The organism is Pseudomonas sp. FeN3W (genome assembly GCA_030263805.2).
GTDB classification, from domain to species: Bacteria; Pseudomonadota; Gammaproteobacteria; order Pseudomonadales; family Pseudomonadaceae; genus Stutzerimonas; species Stutzerimonas stutzeri_G.
The window spans coordinates 3366703-3382308 of record CP136010.1; the positions used below are offsets into that span (position 1 = coordinate 3366703).

Genomic DNA, 15606 nt, shown 5'->3' on the forward strand with positions numbered 1-15606 from the left:
CCGCGACGGACTGCGTAATGACTCAGGCCCGCCAGCCGCCGGCAAGTTCACGAGTCAGCTGGCCGGCCGGGATCTCCCGGCAGCCGCTGACATTTTGCCCGGCCCACAGCGGCGTACAGTGATCCAGGCCCTGCTTCTCGGTCTGGGCGCGCAGCGCGCCGATGGCGTTGCCGGCCAGCGGGAAGGGCGGCACGCCTTCGGGCAGCGGACCCAGCTCGCGCATGATGCGGTTGACGATGCCGCGCGCCGGGCGCCCGCTGAACAGGGTGGTCAGCGCCGTATGCGCTGCGTACGGGCTCTTCAGCGCGGCGCGATGCAGCGCATTGGTGCGGCTCTCCGGGCACAGCAGGTAGGCCGTGCCCAGTTGCACACCAGCCGCACCGAGCGTCTGCGCTGCAGCCACGCCCCCGGCATCGGCGATGCCGCCCGCGGCGACCACCGGCACGTTTAGCGCGGCGACCAGTTGCGGCAGCAGGGCAAAGGTGCCGAGTTGGGTGGTCAGGTCCTCGCTGAGAAAGATGCCACGGTGGCCGCCGGCTTCCAGGCCCTGGGCAATCACCAGGTCGACGTCGTGCTGCTGCAGCCAGAGGCCTTCGGCGACCGTAGTCGCGCTGGAGGCGATCTTCGCCCCGGTGGCGCGGGCGCGTTGCAGCAGATCGGGCGCCGGCAGGCCGAAGTGGAAGCTGATCAGCGCCGGCTTGTGCCGCTCCAGCACCGCGGCCATTGCCGCATCGAACGGCTGGCGGGTGGCGCCGGTGGGAATGCTCGCCGGGTTGATGGCGAATTCGGCGAACATGGGTGCGAGCATCCGGTGCCAGGCGTCGAAGGCCGTCGGGTCGGCAGCCGGCGTCTGGTGGCAGAAGAAGTTAACGTTGTAGGGCCGGTCGGTCAGCGCCTCGATGGCGGTCAGTTCGGCGTCCAGCGCCTCGGCATTGAGCATGCCGGCCGGGATCGAACCCAGCCCGCCGGCCTCGCAGACCGCCGCGGCCAGCAGGTGATTCTGTGCACCGGCCATGGGCGCCTGGATGATCGGGTGCTCGATGCCGAAGAGATCGCGTAGGTCCATGAGGTCAGCTCCGTTCAGTCGTCGTGGGTGGGCACTGTAGCCCTAGTCGGTGGCCGGGGAAAACGACGCTGGTCATGCCGGACCTGCGCGGCGCAAGGCGGACGGGTAAACTGCGCGGCTCTCGAGGAGGATCAGATGAACTACCGCCACGCCTTCCATGCCGGCAACCACGCCGATGTGCTCAAACACCTGGTGTTGAGCCGGATCTTCGCCCTGCTGTCGCGCAAGGAGGCGCCCTTCGCCTACCTCGACAGCCATGCCGGCGTCGGCCTCTACGACCTGGCCGGCGACCAGGCCAGCCGCACCGGCGAGTGGCTGCAAGGCATCGCCCGCATCTGGCAGGCCGAGGCGCACCCGGCGCTGCTCGATGACTACCTCGGCGTGATCCGCCAGCTCAACCCGGACGGCACGCTGCGCTATTACCCCGGTTCGCCGGAGCTGGCGCGGCAACTGACCCGCGAGCAGGATCGCCTGCAGCTCAACGAAAAGCATCCCGAGGACGGCGCGCTGCTCAAGGACAACATGGCCGGCGACCGCCGCGTGGCCGTGCACCGAGGAGAGGGCTGGCATGTACCGCGGGCCTTGATGCCGACGCAGGAAAAGCGTGTGGTGTTGTTGATCGATCCACCGTTCGAACAGGCCGACGAACTGAGCCGTTGTGTGACGGCGCTGAAGGAAGCGCTCGGCCGTATGCGCCAGACCATCGGTGTGATCTGGTATCCGATCAAGGACGAGCGCCAGCTCAAGCGCTTCTATCAGGACCTGGCGCGCAGCGGGGCGCCCAAGTTGCTGCGTGCCGAGCTGTTCGTCCACCCCGCCGACGACGCCAGCCGCCTGAGCGGTTCGGGCTTGGCCATCGTGAACCCGCCGTGGGGGCTGGAGGAAGAGCTGCGCGAGCTGTTGCCATGGCTGTCCGAGCAGCTGGCGCAGAGCCAGGGCAGCTGGCGCCTGGACTGGTTGATCGAAGAGGCTTGAGCCGCGGGATCGCCACCCGGTGGACCGCCACCCGGTGGATCGATAGAGCGCGATCCACCCTACGCAGACGCCGGGATTCGTAGGGTGGATTTCGCTTTTCACATCCACCGTCACGGGTCCGCAGCCACACCATGCCTCAGAACAACCTGAGCGGCTCTTCCTGCAGCGCCGATATCTGTTCGCGCAGGATCAGCACCTGGTCGCCCCAGTACCGTTCGCTGCCAAACCAAGGAAAGCTCATCGGAAAGGCCGGGTCATCCCAGCGGCGAGCCAGCCAGGCGCTGTAGTGCATCAGCCGCAGGGCGCGCAGCGCCTCGATCAGCGGCAGCTCGCGGGGGGCGAAATCATGGAATTCGTTGTAGCCGTCCACCAGTTCGGCCAGCTGACCAAGACGTTCATGGCGCTCGCCGGCGAGCATCATCCACAGGTCCTGCACCGATGGGCCCATGCGGCAATCATCGAGATCGACCAGATGAAAGGCATCGTCGCGGGCGAGGATGTTGCCCGGGTGGCAATCGCCATGCAGGCGGATCGGGGTGAAGTTGGTGCTGGCGAAGACGTCTTCGACCCGTTTGAGCAGATCGCGTGCCACCGACTCGTAGGCAGGCAGCAGGCTTTTGGGCACGAAGCCGCCTTCCAGCAAGCTATTCAGCGAATCGTGGCCGAAATTCTGTACGCCCAGCGTTTCGCGATGCTCGAACGGCCGGTTTGCACCTATCGCATGCATCCGCCCCAGCAGCTGGCCGAGACGATAGAGCTGGTCGAGATTGCCCGGCTCCGGCGCGCGGCCTCCTCTACGTGGAAATAGCGCAAAGCGGAAGCCGGCGTGCTCGAATAGCGTCGTGCCGTTGCGTTCCAGCGGCGCCACCACCGGCACCTCGTGCTCGACCAGTTCCAGGCTGAACTGGTGCTCCTCGAGAATCGCCTCGTTGCTCCAGCGACCGGGACGGTAGAACTTGGCGATCAGTGGTGTTTCATCTTCGATGCCCACCTGATAGACGCGGTTCTCGTAGCTGTTGAGCGCCAGCACGCGGGCATCGCTGAGATAACCGATGCTTTCCACAGCGTCGAGGACCAGGTCCGGCGTGAGTGTATCGAAGGGATGAGACATGACCGGCTCCGCAGAATAGACCGATCAGTGTATTGCACCGGGGCTTTTAAACAACCGCGCGTCCGCCGCTATCAGTCGCCTGGCTTGGGCGTGCGTGCCAGGCAGTAGACGTCCACTCGCACCGCACCCGCACGCTTGAGCAGTCGCGCCAGCGCCTCGGCGGTCGCACCGGTGGTCAGCACGTCGTCGATCAGCGCCAGATGGCGGCCCTTGATGTCGGTACCCGGCGCCAGGCAAAACGCCTGGCGCAGATTGCGTCGTCGCGTGGCGGCGTCCAGTTGCTGCTGCGGTGGCGTATCGACGACGCGTTCCAGCAGATGCTCGTCGACCGGCAGTTTCAGCGCTCCGCCCAGCCACCGCGCGAGCATCTGCGCCTGATTGAAGCCGCGCTGGCGCAGGCGTCGACGTGCCAGCGGTACCGGGACCAGAAGATCAGGCTGCGGCAGTCCCTCGGTGAAGGCGTGCTGCAGATGCAGCGCCAGGCGCTCGCCAAGCAGGCGGCCGAATGGCCAGCGCGCCTGGTGCTTGAAGCGGGTGATCAGTGCATCCACGGGAAAGGCGAAGCGCCAGGGCACCTCGACGTGGTCATAGCTTGGCGGCCTTTTCTGGCATTCGCCGCAGACCAGCCCGCGTGTCGGCATTGGCACGGCACAGGTTGCACACCGGCCATCGAGCCAGGGCAGTTCGGCTTCGCAAGGGCCGCACAGTGGGTGACCGTCGCAAGGTTCATCGCACAGCAGGCAGTGCTGTATATTAATTGACCAGTTGTAAACCATGATTCCTTTCCTGGTTGACAGCGTATCGAGCTTGGCTAACCATTCCGCATCCGTGCCAGGCCGCCGAGCCGCTATTAATTACAAGGAATGCCCATGAGCGCCACCTCCGCTTCCGTTACCCGCCACGATTGGACCCTCGCCGAGGTCAAGGCGCTCTTCGAGCAACCCTTCAATGATCTGCTGTTCCAGGCGCAGACCGTGCACCGCCAGCACTTCGATGCCAACCGCGTGCAGGTCTCCACGCTGCTGTCGATCAAGACCGGCGCCTGCCCGGAAGACTGCAAGTACTGTCCGCAATCCGGGCACTACAACACCGGCCTCGATAAAGAGAAGCTGATGGAAGTGCAGAAGGTGCTGGAGGCGGCGGCCGAAGCCAAGGCCATCGGCTCGACACGTTTCTGCATGGGTGCCGCCTGGAAGCATCCGTCGGCCAAGGACATGCCCTACGTGCTGAAGATGGTCGAGGGTGTGAAGGCGCTGGGCCTGGAAACCTGCATGACCCTCGGCAAGCTCGATCAGGAGCAGACCAAGGCGCTGGCGGCGGCGGGGCTGGACTACTACAACCACAACCTCGACACCTCGCCGGAGTACTACGGCAACATCATTACCACCCGCACCTATGGCGAGCGTCTGGAAACGCTGAGCTACGTGCGCGAGGCGGGGATGAAGATCTGTTCCGGCGGCATCCTCGGCATGGGCGAGTCGCTGGACGATCGCGCCGGCCTGCTGATCCAGCTGGCCAACCTGCCTGAGCACCCGGAATCTGTGCCGATCAACATGCTGGTCAAGGTCAAGGGCACGCCGCTGGCCGAGGAACAGGACGTCGATCCGTTCGACTTCATCCGCATGCTAGCCGTGGCGCGGATCATGATGCCGAAATCCCATGTGCGGCTGTCCGCCGGACGCGAGCAGATGAACGAGCAGATGCAGGCCTTGGCCTTCTTCGCTGGTGCCAACTCGATCTTCTACGGCGAGAAGCTGCTGACCACCGCCAATCCGCAGGCGGACAAGGACATGCAGCTGTTCGCGCGTCTGGGCATCAAGCCGGAAGAGCGCCACGAGCATGCCGACGAAGTACACCAGGCGGCCATCGAGCAGGCGCTGATCGAACAGCGCGACAGCAAGTTGTTCTACAACGCCGCTTCAGCCTGATGATTCGTTTCGGTGGACGGAGACGCCAACTGCGCCCCGATTCCCCCGACACTTAACGCGACTCTTCGTAAGGTGGATAAACCCGCTTGCGGTTATCCACCATTCGCCGGTATCCGAGTCCATGACTTTCGATCTCTCCGCCCGTCTTGCCGAGCGCCGCGCGGCCCATCTCTATCGTCAACGCCCGTTGCTGGAAACGCCGCAGCAGCCGGAAGTGATGGTCGATGGGCAGCGGCTGCTGGCGTTCTGCTCCAACGACTACCTGGGACTGGCCAGCCATCCCGAGGTGATCGCAGCCATGCAGCAGGGCGCCGCAAAGTGGGGTGTGGGCGGCGGCGCCTCGCATCTGGTGATCGGCCACAGCACGCCGCATCATCAGCTCGAAGAAGCGCTGGCGGCATTTACCGGACGACCACGGGCGCTGCTGTTTTCCACCGGTTATATGGCGAATCTGGCCGCGGTCACCGCGCTGGTCGGGCAGGGCGATACGGTGCTGGAGGATCGGCTCAATCACGCCTCCCTGCTCGATGCCGGTTTGCTCTCCGGCGCGCGTTTCTCGCGTTACCTGCACAACGACGCCGAAAGCCTCGGCAAACGCCTGGACAAGGCCAGCGGCAATACCCTGGTGGTGACCGATGGTGTGTTCAGCATGGACGGCGATCTTGCCGACCTCCCCGCGATCTGTGCCTCGGCGAAGCAGCACGGCGCCTGGGTGATGGTCGACGATGCCCATGGCTTCGGTCCGCTGGGCGCAACCGGCGGCGGCATCGTCGAGCACTTTGGCCTCGGCATCGATGACGTGCCGGTGCTGGTCGGTACGCTGGGCAAGGCGTTTGGCACCGCGGGCGCCTTTGTAGCCGGTAGCGAGGAGCTGATCGAAACGCTGATCCAGTTCGCGCGACCGTACATCTACACCACCAGCCAGCCGCCTGCGGTGGCCTGTGCCACACTGAAAAGCCTGGAGCTTTTACGTAGCGAGGGCTGGCGCCGCGAGCATCTGTGCCGGCTGGTTGCACGTTTCCGCGAAGGTGCGGCACAGATCGGCCTGACCCTAATGGACAGCCCGACGCCGATCCAGCCGGTGCTGGTCGGCAGCAGCGAACGGGCGTTGAGGCTGTCGGCATTGCTGCGCGAGCGCGGCATCCTGGTCGGCTCGATTCGCCCGCCAACCGTTCCGGCTGGCAGCGCACGGCTGCGGATCACCTTCACGGCGAGCCACAGTGAGGCACAGCTGGACCGCCTGCTGGAAGCGCTGGTCGAGTGCTGGGCCCTGTTGCCCAAGGAGAACGAGGATGCGTGATCGACTGATTCTTCTGCCGGGCTGGGCGTTCAGCTCGGCCGCCCTTGAACCCCTGACCGAGCTATTGCGCGACCGCGAGCCACGGCTGCAGGTCGACATTGCCCCACTGCCGACGCTGGATCACCCCGAGGCCTGGCTCGATGAGCTGGATGCGCGGCTGCCCGTCGACAGCTGGCTCGCCGGTTGGTCGCTTGGCGGCATGCTGGCGACGCAACTGGCCGCGCGGCGCGGCGACAACTGTCCGGGACTGATCACTATCTGCAGTAACCCCTGCTTCCGCAGCCGTGACGACTGGCCGACGGCGATGCCTGCCGAAGTGTTCGATGCCTTCGAGGAGGCCTTCCGCCTCGGGCCGGATGACACGCTCAAGCGCTTCAGCCTGCTGTGTAGCCGCAGTGCCTACGATCCGCGCACGCTGGCGCGGCAACTGCAGGTGAGCCTGCTCGAGCAGCCTTCGTCAGTGGCTGCCGCCGGGCTGCGTCTGCTCGCCGAGCTGGACGGTCGCGAGGCGCTGCAAGGTTATGTGGGGCCACAGCTGCATCTGTTCGCCGATGGTGATGCGCTGGTGCCGGAGTCAGCGGCAGATGCGCTGCTGGCCTGTCTGCCGGATGTGGAAGTCGATGTGCTGGCCAATGCCAGCCACGGCCTGCCGCTGGAGCGTGCCGACGACGTGGCGACGGCAATGCTGGCGTTTATGGGTGATGGCGAGGATGACTGAAGCATCGCTCAGCGAGCGTCCGCCGGCGCAGTTGCCTGATAAGCGCCAGGTCGCGGCATCGTTTTCCCGTGCTGCGGGCAGTTACGACAGCGTCGCCGCACTGCAGCGACAGGTCGGCAATCAATTGCTGGCCCGACTGCCCTCCACTCGGCAACCCGGCCGCTGGCTCGATCTTGGCAGCGGCACCGGCTACTTCTCCCGCGTCCTGGCTGCGGCCTTTCCGGAGGCCGATGGCCTGGCACTGGATATCGCCGAGGGCATGCTGCGTCATGCACGGCCGCAGGGCGGCGCACGGCATTTCGTCACCGGTGACGCCGAGCGGCTGCCGCTGCGTGATGGCACTGTCGACCTGATCTATTCGAGTCTGGCACTGCAGTGGTGCGAGGATTTCGCCAGCGTGCTGAGCGAAGTGCGGCGGGTGCTGCGTCCGGGCGGCATCTTTGCCTTCACCAGTCTGTGCAGCGGTACCCTGCAGGAGCTGCGGGACAGCTGGCAGGCGGTGGACGGCTTCGCTCACGTCAACCGCTTCCGCTCGCGGGAGGCCTACCAGACGCTGTGTAGGGGCTGCGGTCTGGGATTGGCGAGTCTCGAAGTGCGCCCGGAAGTGCTGCATTTCCCCGATCTGCGCCAGCTGACCCATGAGCTCAAGGCGCTGGGTGCGCACAACCTGAACCCGGGTCGCCCGGATGGACTGACCGGGCGTGCACGCATCCGCGCGCTGGTCGAGGCCTACGAAGGGTTCCGCCGTCCCGAGGGGCTTCCGGCGACCTACCAGGTGATCTACGGCATTCTGCACAAGGAGCCATGATGCATCGCGCTTTCTTCATTGCCGGCACCGATACCGATGTTGGCAAGACCACTATCGCCGCGGGCCTGCTGCATGCAGCGCGCCTGGCGGGGTTGTCCACCGCGGCGGTGAAGCCGGTCGCCTCAGGCTGCGAAAGGACCGAGCAGGGTTTACGTAACAGCGACGCGCTGGCCCTGCTGGCCGAGTGCAGCCTTGCGCTGGACTATGCGACGGTCAACCCGTTCGCGTTCGAGCCGGCCATTGCCCCGCACATAGCTGCCCGCGAAGCGGGTGTCGAACTGACCGCCGCTCGTCTGATCGAGGCCGTGCAACCGGTAATGGCCCGGCAGGCCGGCGTCACTCTGGTCGAGGGCGCGGGAGGCTGGCGAGTCCCGCTGAATGCGCGTGAGCATCTGTCGGCATTGCCCGCGGCGCTGGGTTTACCGGTCATTCTCGTAGTAGGGGTGCGCTTGGGTTGTATCAACCATGCGCTGCTCAGTGCCGAAGCGATCGCCCGCGACGGGCTGGCGCTGGCTGGCTGGGTGGCGAATATCATCGACCCTGCCACGTCGCGGCTGGATGACAACCTCGCCACGCTCGCTGAGCTGCTACCGGCACCCTGCCTTGGCCAGGTGCCTCGCCTCGCTGCGCCAACGGCGCGTCAGGTCGCGCGCTACCTGACGTTGCCCGCGTTGCAGCCGGTGTGAGCGGACGCGCATTGCGGCGACTCGCGCCTTGCGGTACGTGTCGGCATCTGCTTGAATGCTGGCAACCTGATAGCGCGTGGAGTCACCATGCAAATCACCAATAACCTTCTGGGCGCGGGTCTCAGTGCCTACCAGGGCGGTCAGCAGCGCGTCGAGCAGGCCGCTTCGTCCATCGCCTCCGCCAACGCGCCAGTGCTGGGCAACTCCCAGGCGGTCACCGAAATCACCGAGCAACTGATCCAGTTGAAGGTCGGTGAACACAGTGCCAAGGCAGGCGCCCGTATGATCCAAAGCGCTGACGAAGTTCTCGGCACGCTGATCGATACCCAGGCCTGATCGCGTACTCCGGCGCTCATCGATTCTCCTTGCTGATTCGAGTCGTCATTCATGCGCTCGGCCAGCTTCGCTTTTCTCCTTCCTGCATCTTCGTTCCCGCCAGTCAGCTCGGCAGGCGCCGGGCTTGCTGCGTCTTTGCAACATCAGATTTCCTATTCCCGAATTTCGCCAGGCGTGGCTTTCGCTCGACCTGAATTTGGCTGATTCAGCCGATAAGTGGTGCCCTGTTCCGCGCTTGACATCGCTCAGGTCGAAACGTATGTTTCAAACGCCTGTTTGACCCTTCGGGCTGGTAGTCCGACGGTCGAAATCGAATTCAGATGGCTGGGTCGCCCGGTCAGCTTGTTACAAGAACTCACCGCTGAGGTTTACGCTATGCCCGACTACAAGGCCCCCTTGCGCGATATCCGTTTCGTACGTGACGAGCTGCTCGGCTACGAAGCGCACTATCAGAGCCTTCCGGGATGTGAAGACGCCACCCCGGACATGGTCAACGCGATTCTCGATGAGGGCGCGAAGTTCTGTGAGCAGGTACTTGCTCCGCTGAATCGCGTCGGTGACATCGAAGGCTGCACCTGGAGCGAGTCGGGCGTGAAGACGCCGACCGGTTTCAAGGAAGCTTATGAGCAGTATGTGGCAGGCGGCTGGCCGAGCCTGGCCCATGACGTCGACCACGGCGGTCAGGGTCTGCCCGAGTCCCTCGGTCTGGCTATCAGCGAAATGATCGGTCAGGCCAACTGGTCCTGGGGCATGTACCCCGGCCTGTCTCATGGCTGCATGAACACCATCGCTACCCACGGTACCGACGATCAGAAGCACACCTATCTGAGCAAGCTTGTGTCCGGCCAGTGGACCGGCACCATGTGCCTGACCGAACCGCACTGCGGTACCGATCTGGGCATGTTGCGCACCAAGGCGGAGCCCCAGGCCGACGGCAGCTACAAGCTGAACGGGACCAAGATCTTCATCTCCTCCGGTGAACACGACATGGCCGAGAACATCGTCCATATCGTTCTGGCTCGCCTGCCCGATGCTCCGGCTGGCACCAAGGGCATCTCCCTGTTCATCGTGCCCAAGTTCCTGCCCAACGCCGAAGGCGAGAAGGGCGAGCGCAACGGTGTGAACTGCGGATCGCTTGAACACAAGATGGGCATCCACGGCAACGCGACCTGCGTCATGAACTTCGACGGCGCCACCGGCTTTCTGATCGGTCCGCCGAACAAGGGCCTGAACGCGATGTTCACCTTTATGAACACCGCACGTCTGGGTACCGCGCTGCAGGGGCTGGCACATGCCGAGATCGGTTTCCAGGGCGGCATCAAGTACGCTCGTGAGCGCCTGCAGATGCGTGCGCTGAGCGGCCCCAAGGCGCCGGAAAAGCCAGCCGACCCGATCATCGTGCATCCGGACGTGCGTCGCATGCTGTTGACCATGAAGGCCTTCGCCGAGGGCAACCGCGCGATGGTCTACTTCACCGCCAAGCAGGTCGACATCGTCAAGAACAGCCAGGATGAAGAGCAGAAGAAGCAGGCCGACACGCTGCTGGCCTTCCTCACGCCGATCGCCAAGGCGTTCATGACCGAAGTAGGCTTCGAAGCTGCCAACCACGGCGTGCAGATCTACGGTGGTCACGGCTTCATCGCCGAGTGGGGCATGGAGCAGAACGTGCGTGACGCGCGTATCTCCATGCTGTACGAGGGCACCACCGGTATCCAGGCGCTGGATCTGTTGGGCCGCAAGGTGCTGATGACCCAGGGCGAGGCGCTGAAGTCCTTCACCAAGATCGTGCACAAGTTCTGCCAGAACCAGGAAGGCAACGAAGCCATCAAGGAGTTCGTTACCCCCCTGAATCAGCTGAACAAGGAGTGGGGCGAGCTGACCATGAAGATCGGCATGGCCGCCATGAAGGATCGTGAAATGGTCGGTGCGGCGTCGGTCGACTACTGCATGTATTCCGGCTACGCCTGTCTCGCCTATTTCTGGGCTGACATGGCTCGGGTTGCTGCCGAGAAGCTGGCTGAGGGCACCTCCGAGGAGGCGTTCTACAAGGCCAAGCTGCAGACCGCGCGATTCTACTTCCAGCGCATCCTGCCGCGTACCCGCATGCATGTTGACGCCATGCTGTCCGGTGCCGACAACCTGATGCAGATGGCTGAGGAAGACTTCGCTCTCGGTTACTGACGGGTTGAGGTTGTAAAGGAAAGCCGCTGCTTTGCAGCGGCTTTTTTGTGCCCGATCCAGACGTTGTACTGCTTTTGCCGCATCTTCGCCGGTATTTCGGCTGCACAACGGGTAGCAAGAAGGCAAAATGCTAGCTTTTCTCGGCAGCATGCCGGAGTTGCCGTGTCGCGTGCCGTCCCGCCTCGCCTCAGCCATTTTCTCGCGCCATTGGCCCTGTTGCTCGGCGGAGAGGTCATCGCGCGTCAGGTTTCGCTGAGCGAGTTCTTCACGTCGCTCTATAACGTCCTGCCGACCGTACTGCTGTTGCTCGGCGGTGCGCTTTGCATGATGTACGGCCGCATCCGCGAGCTGTTTCTGCTGCTCTGCGTCTATCTTGCCTATTTCCTCCTCGATATCCACGCCGATCACTACCGGGCGCATGGCACTCTGCTGGACGATGCTGCACTGACCTTTCATCTCTGCAGCTTGCTGCTGCCGCTGCTTTACGGCCTGTATGGCGTGTGGCGAGAGCGCAGTCACCTGGCGCAGGACGGTCTGGCCCGTGCCGCCGTGCTGTTTGCCGTCGGTGTCGTCGCCGTGGCGCTGGCAAAGCGGTTTCCGGAAGCGTTACATGCCTGGCTGGTGGTGATTCGCTGGCCCGCGCTCAAGGCCGACTGGCTACCGCTCATCCAGCTGGCGTATCCGGTGTTCCTCGTGGCGCTGGTATTGCTGATCGTCCAGTACCTTCGCCAGCCGCGACCTTCCCATGCGGCGCAGATCATCGCGCTGCTCGGCATTCTGCTGATGCTGCCGCAGACGTTCAGCCGCTATGCCGCCCTCAACATTCTGAGCAGCCATGTGCTGCTGATGCTGGTGACGGCAATCGCTCATGAGGCTTATCTCATGGCCTTTCGTGACGAGCTGACCGGCTTGCCTGGGCGTCGCGCTCTGAATGAGCGACTGCAGCGCCTGGGGCGGCAGTACGTGCTGGCGATGGCTGATGTGGACCACTTCAAGCGCTTCAACGATACCTATGGTCACGACGTCGGTGATCAGGTGCTGAAGATGGTTGCCAGCCGGCTGCGCAAGATCGGCGGCGGTGGGCGCGCCTATCGTTATGGCGGTGAGGAATTCACTCTGGTATTTCCCGGGCACAGTATCGAGGAGTGCCTGCCGCACCTCGAGGCGGTACGCCAGTCGGTGGAGGCTTATGCCCTGCAGCTGCGTGACGCACACAATCGGCCGAAGGATGATCGTCGCGGCCGTATGGCCCGGGGAGCGGCGTCGGCGAACCAGGTCTCGGTGACCATCAGCATCGGAGTGGCGGAGCGACAAGGCGAGCAGCGCAGTCCGGAAGAGGTGATCAAGGCCGCCGACCAAGCGCTGTACAGTGCAAAAAAAGCAGGAAGAAACTGTTTGCGAGTGCATGGCGGTGGCCGCGGCGCGGTGCGCATGGCCGAGCATTCGCGTTAGGGTTGCATCGGTATTGATAGTGACTGGTCAAAACTATCTGGTCATAAAAAGACGCTTAATCCTGTCCTGGTTATTCGGTTAGACTCGCTGCAAACGGCCCATAGTGGTCGCAACCCAGTGTCTTGCGAGGAACCTTGCCATGGCTGACTACCAAGCGCCGCTGCGCGACATGCGTTTTGTCCTGAATGAAGTCTTCGACGCGCCGAAACTCTGGCAGTCGCTGCCAGCGCTGGCCGAAGTGGTCGATGCCGAGACGGCCGATGCAATTCTCGAGGAAGCTGGCAAGATCACCGCCAACAGCATCGCGCCGCTCAACCGCAGCGGTGACGAAGAAGGCTGCCGCTGGGACGCCGGGGCTGTTTCTACGCCCGCCGGCTACCGCGAGGCTTATCAGCTATATGCCGAAGGCGGCTGGGTCGGTGTCGGTGGCGATCCTGCGTTCGGCGGGATGGGTATGCCCAAGGTCATCTCGGCCCAAGTCGAAGAGATGATGAACTCCGCCAGCCTGGCCTTCGGCCTCTATCCGATGCTGACGTCCGGCGCCTGCCTGTCGATCTACGCCCACGCCAGTGAGGAGCTCAAGCAGAAGTACCTGCCGAACATGTATGCCGGTGTCTGGTCCGGCTCCATGTGTCTGACCGAACCTCATGCCGGTACCGACCTCGGCATTATCCGCACCAAGGCCGAGCCGCAGGCAGACGGCTCCTACAAGATCAGCGGCACCAAGATATTCATCACCGGTGGCGAGCATGACCTGACCGAGAACATCATCCACCTGGTGCTGGCCAAGCTGCCGGATGCGCCAGCTGGCTCCCGCGGCATCTCGTTGTTCCTGGTGCCGAAGGTGATGGTCAACGAGGACGGCACCCTGGGTGAGCGCAACTCGCTGTCCTGCGGTTCCATCGAGCACAAGATGGGTATCCAGGCCTCGGCGACCTGCGTGATGAACTTCGACGGTGCCACCGGCTGGATGGTCGGCGAGCCGAACAAGGGCCTCGCAGCGATGTTCACCATGATGAACTACGAGCGTCTGGGCGTCGGTATTCAGGGCCTGTCGACTGGCGAGCGCTCCTATCAGAGCGCCATCGAGTATGCCCGCGAGCGTATCCAGAGCCGCGCACCGACCGGACCGATTGCGCAGGACAAGGCAGCCGATCCGATCATCGTGCATCCGGATGTACGCCGCATGCTGCTGACCATGAAGGCGCTGAACGAGGGTGGTCGCGCGTTCTCCAGTTATGTCGCGCTGCAGCTCGATATCGCCAAGTTCAGCGACGACGACGAGGCGCGGCTGCGAGCCGAGGCGCAGGTGGCGCTGCTGACACCGGTAGCCAAGGCCTTCCTCACTGACATGGGGCTGGAAACCACGGTACATGGGCAGCAGATTTTCGGCGGCCATGGCTTCATCCGCGAGTGGGGCCAGGAGCAGCTGGTGCGTGACTGCCGCATTACTCAGATCTACGAGGGCACCAACGGCATTCAAGCGCTGGACCTGGTTGGGCGCAAGATTGTCGGCAGTGGTGGCACCATGTATCAGGCCTTCGTCGATGAAATTCGTACATTCATCGCTGATGCCGGTCCGGAGCTGGCGGAGTTCGCCGAGCCCCTCAAGGCTGCCATGGACAATCTGGATGAGCTGACCGCCTGGGTAATCGATCAGGCCAAGGTGAATCCGAACGAAATCGGCGCCGCCTCGGTGGAGTACCTGCACGTGTTCGGCTACACCGCTTATGCGTACATGTGGGCACGCATGGCGGTAGCGGCATTCGCCAAACAGGATGAAGGCGACTTCTACCAGAGCAAGCTGGGAACCGCGCGTTTCTACTTTGCTCGCCTGTTGCCGCGAATTCATTCGCTGAGCGCTTCGGTCAAGGCCGGAAGCGAGTCGCTGTACCTGCTCGACGCTGCTCAATTCTGAGAAGCCGCGGCTTAATCTAAAGGCAATATGAAATTATTTGGCCATGACGCGGAACGATTAAGCCGCCCTTCAGGTCATAAAAACCGCACCATGTAAGCCTGGACTTACAGCATTGCATCAAGGATGACGCGATGTAGGAAAAGGCTTACAAGGCGTGATGCACAATGGCTACTACAGGCTCACAAGGTCTGACGGTAATCTACTGCTTAAGGACGTGGCGCATGGAAAGCGCAAATCAATAAAACGGATCACACAGGGAGCGGCGCCAGGATGGCGCGCGATCATGGATGTCAGGATTCAGTCTGCAGAGCCCCGCTTCGGCGGGGTTTTTCTTTTCTGCTTAGTTCTTATGCCAGTAGTCAGCCATTCAAGCGGCCTTGCGACCGCTTAGGCTTAGGCCGATGTCCCGGCATCAACTCGGCAGGCACACACCAGTGCCGCCCAACCCGCAATATCCCCCAGGATTCTTTGCCAGATACTGCTGGTGGTAGGCCTCTGCGTAGAAGAAGGGCGGCGCGTCGTCGATCTCGGTGGTGATGGCCGGAAAGCCCGCTGCGCTCAGTTGCTGCTGGAAACGTTCACGACTCGTCTCCGCCTCGCTGCGCTGCTGTGCATCCATGCAGTAGATCGCCGAACGATACTGGCTGCCGACATCGTTACCCTGCCGCATTCCCTGAGTCGGGTTGTGAGCCTCCCAGAAAACGCGTAACAGCGTGCCGTAGTCGATCTGCTGAGGATCGAAGACCACCAGTACCGCCTCCGTATGCCCGGTAAGCCCGGAACAGACTTCATCGTACGTCGGGTTCGGGGTCAGGCCTCCGGCATAGCCGACAGCCGTCGTCCAGACTCCCGGCTGCTCCCAAAACCGGCGTTCCGCTCCCCAGAAGCAGCCCATGCCAAACACCGCCTGGCAAAGCCCTGCTGGAAAGGGCGGCTGCAGCGGGTTGCCATTGACGTAGTGGGCGGGGGGGACCGGTATGGGTGTCGAGCGGCCGGGCAAGGCCTGCTCGGCGGTGGGCAGTGCCTGTTTGTTGATCAGAATCTGCGAGCGTAGCGACATGCGAGCCTCGAGCGGGGAAGGTGGCTGACGAGCTAGGCTACAAAAGCCCGGGAGTCAGTGAAAGCGC

General features: G+C 63.5%; 14 protein-coding genes. 10 read left to right on the forward strand and 4 right to left on the reverse strand.

Going from position 1 to position 15606, the window contains the following annotated elements; translation table 11 throughout:
• Window positions 1–22: 22 nt before the first annotated feature.
• Window positions 23–1066 carry a nitronate monooxygenase gene (locus tag P5704_015900; GenBank protein WOF77531.1) on the reverse strand — a complete coding sequence of 348 codons (1044 nt, stop codon included), beginning with the start codon at window positions 1064–1066 and terminating at the stop codon, window positions 23–25.
• A 135-nt stretch (window positions 1067–1201) separates the two neighbouring features.
• Between P5704_015900 and P5704_015905 the strand changes: the two genes are divergently transcribed.
• A complete protein-coding gene (locus P5704_015905; protein WOF77532.1) occupies window positions 1202–2041 on the forward strand; it encodes a 23S rRNA (adenine(2030)-N(6))-methyltransferase RlmJ in 840 nt (279 codons plus the stop codon).
• 136 nt (window positions 2042–2177) lie between these two features.
• Here the strand turns inward: P5704_015905 and P5704_015910 are convergent, their stop codons facing one another.
• Both P5704_015910 and P5704_015915 read right to left on the reverse strand, forming a co-directional pair.
• Window positions 2178–3152: a serine/threonine protein kinase gene (locus P5704_015910; GenBank protein WOF77533.1), complete on the reverse strand. Its 975-nt coding sequence runs from the start codon at window positions 3150–3152 to the stop codon at window positions 2178–2180.
• 71 nt (window positions 3153–3223) lie between these two features.
• Window positions 3224–3928: a ComF family protein gene (locus P5704_015915; protein ID WOF77534.1), complete on the reverse strand. Its 705-nt coding sequence runs from the start codon at window positions 3926–3928 to the stop codon at window positions 3224–3226.
• Between the two features lie 93 nt (window positions 3929–4021).
• On the opposite strand from P5704_015915, the gene bioB reads away from it, so the two are divergent.
• The 9 genes from bioB (at window position 4022) to P5704_015960 (ending at window position 14479) form a co-directional block, all read left to right on the forward strand.
• Complete coding sequence (gene bioB / locus P5704_015920; GenBank protein ID WOF77535.1) at window positions 4022–5080, forward strand: biotin synthase BioB; 1059 nt, start codon at window positions 4022–4024, stop codon at window positions 5078–5080.
• Window positions 5081–5201: 121 nt separating this feature from the next.
• The gene (bioF, locus tag P5704_015925; protein WOF77536.1) at window positions 5202–6380 is read left to right on the forward strand and encodes an 8-amino-7-oxononanoate synthase; all 1179 of its coding nucleotides are present in this window, start codon (window positions 5202–5204) and stop codon (window positions 6378–6380) included.
• A complete protein-coding gene (locus tag P5704_015930; protein WOF77537.1) occupies window positions 6373–7098 on the forward strand; it encodes an alpha/beta fold hydrolase in 726 nt (241 codons plus the stop codon). The genes bioF and P5704_015930 overlap by 8 nt, the downstream gene beginning before the upstream one ends.
• Window positions 7091–7906 carry a malonyl-ACP O-methyltransferase BioC gene (gene bioC / locus P5704_015935; GenBank protein ID WOF77538.1) on the forward strand — a complete coding sequence of 272 codons (816 nt, stop codon included), beginning with the start codon at window positions 7091–7093 and terminating at the stop codon, window positions 7904–7906. The genes P5704_015930 and bioC overlap by 8 nt, the downstream gene beginning before the upstream one ends.
• The gene (gene bioD / locus P5704_015940; GenBank protein WOF77539.1) at window positions 7906–8592 is read left to right on the forward strand and encodes a dethiobiotin synthase; all 687 of its coding nucleotides are present in this window, start codon (window positions 7906–7908) and stop codon (window positions 8590–8592) included. The genes bioC and bioD overlap by 1 nt, the downstream gene beginning before the upstream one ends.
• A gap of 87 nt (window positions 8593–8679) precedes the next feature.
• The gene (locus P5704_015945; GenBank protein WOF77540.1) at window positions 8680–8928 is read left to right on the forward strand and encodes a hypothetical protein; all 249 of its coding nucleotides are present in this window, start codon (window positions 8680–8682) and stop codon (window positions 8926–8928) included.
• A gap of 375 nt (window positions 8929–9303) precedes the next feature.
• Window positions 9304–11109 carry a phenylacyl-CoA dehydrogenase gene (locus P5704_015950; protein ID WOF77541.1) on the forward strand — a complete coding sequence of 602 codons (1806 nt, stop codon included), beginning with the start codon at window positions 9304–9306 and terminating at the stop codon, window positions 11107–11109.
• 162 nt (window positions 11110–11271) lie between these two features.
• Complete coding sequence (locus P5704_015955; protein ID WOF77542.1) at window positions 11272–12561, forward strand: GGDEF domain-containing protein; 1290 nt, start codon at window positions 11272–11274, stop codon at window positions 12559–12561.
• A 139-nt stretch (window positions 12562–12700) separates the two neighbouring features.
• A complete protein-coding gene (locus P5704_015960; protein ID WOF77543.1) occupies window positions 12701–14479 on the forward strand; it encodes an acyl-CoA dehydrogenase C-terminal domain-containing protein in 1779 nt (592 codons plus the stop codon).
• A gap of 412 nt (window positions 14480–14891) precedes the next feature.
• On the opposite strand, the gene msrA is transcribed toward P5704_015960, so the two are convergent.
• The gene (gene msrA, locus P5704_015965; protein WOF77544.1) at window positions 14892–15539 is read right to left on the reverse strand and encodes a peptide-methionine (S)-S-oxide reductase MsrA; all 648 of its coding nucleotides are present in this window, start codon (window positions 15537–15539) and stop codon (window positions 14892–14894) included.
• Window positions 15540–15606 lie beyond the last annotated feature (67 nt).

Excerpts from the sequence above, each read along its gene's own strand:
- bioC (WOF77538.1), top strand. The coding sequence starts at position 7,091 with ATGACTGAAGCATCGCTCAGCGAGCGTCCGCCGGCGCAGTTGCCTGAT.
- msrA (WOF77544.1), bottom strand. The coding sequence starts at position 15,539 with ATGTCGCTACGCTCGCAGATTCTGATCAACAAACAGGCACTGCCCACC.
- P5704_015950 (WOF77541.1), top strand. The coding sequence starts at position 9,304 with ATGCCCGACTACAAGGCCCCCTTGCGCGATATCCGTTTCGTACGTGAC.
- P5704_015945 (WOF77540.1), top strand. The coding sequence starts at position 8,680 with ATGCAAATCACCAATAACCTTCTGGGCGCGGGTCTCAGTGCCTACCAG.
- P5704_015915 (WOF77534.1), bottom strand. The coding sequence starts at position 3,928 with ATGGTTTACAACTGGTCAATTAATATACAGCACTGCCTGCTGTGCGAT.
- P5704_015905 (WOF77532.1), top strand. The coding sequence starts at position 1,202 with ATGAACTACCGCCACGCCTTCCATGCCGGCAACCACGCCGATGTGCTC.
- P5704_015960 (WOF77543.1), top strand. The coding sequence starts at position 12,701 with ATGGCTGACTACCAAGCGCCGCTGCGCGACATGCGTTTTGTCCTGAAT.
- bioF (WOF77536.1), top strand. The coding sequence starts at position 5,202 with ATGACTTTCGATCTCTCCGCCCGTCTTGCCGAGCGCCGCGCGGCCCAT.
- bioD (WOF77539.1), top strand. The coding sequence starts at position 7,906 with ATGCATCGCGCTTTCTTCATTGCCGGCACCGATACCGATGTTGGCAAG.
- bioB (WOF77535.1), top strand. The coding sequence starts at position 4,022 with ATGAGCGCCACCTCCGCTTCCGTTACCCGCCACGATTGGACCCTCGCC.
- P5704_015910 (WOF77533.1), bottom strand. The coding sequence starts at position 3,152 with ATGTCTCATCCCTTCGATACACTCACGCCGGACCTGGTCCTCGACGCT.
- P5704_015900 (WOF77531.1), bottom strand. The coding sequence starts at position 1,066 with ATGGACCTACGCGATCTCTTCGGCATCGAGCACCCGATCATCCAGGCG.
- P5704_015930 (WOF77537.1), top strand. The coding sequence starts at position 6,373 with ATGCGTGATCGACTGATTCTTCTGCCGGGCTGGGCGTTCAGCTCGGCC.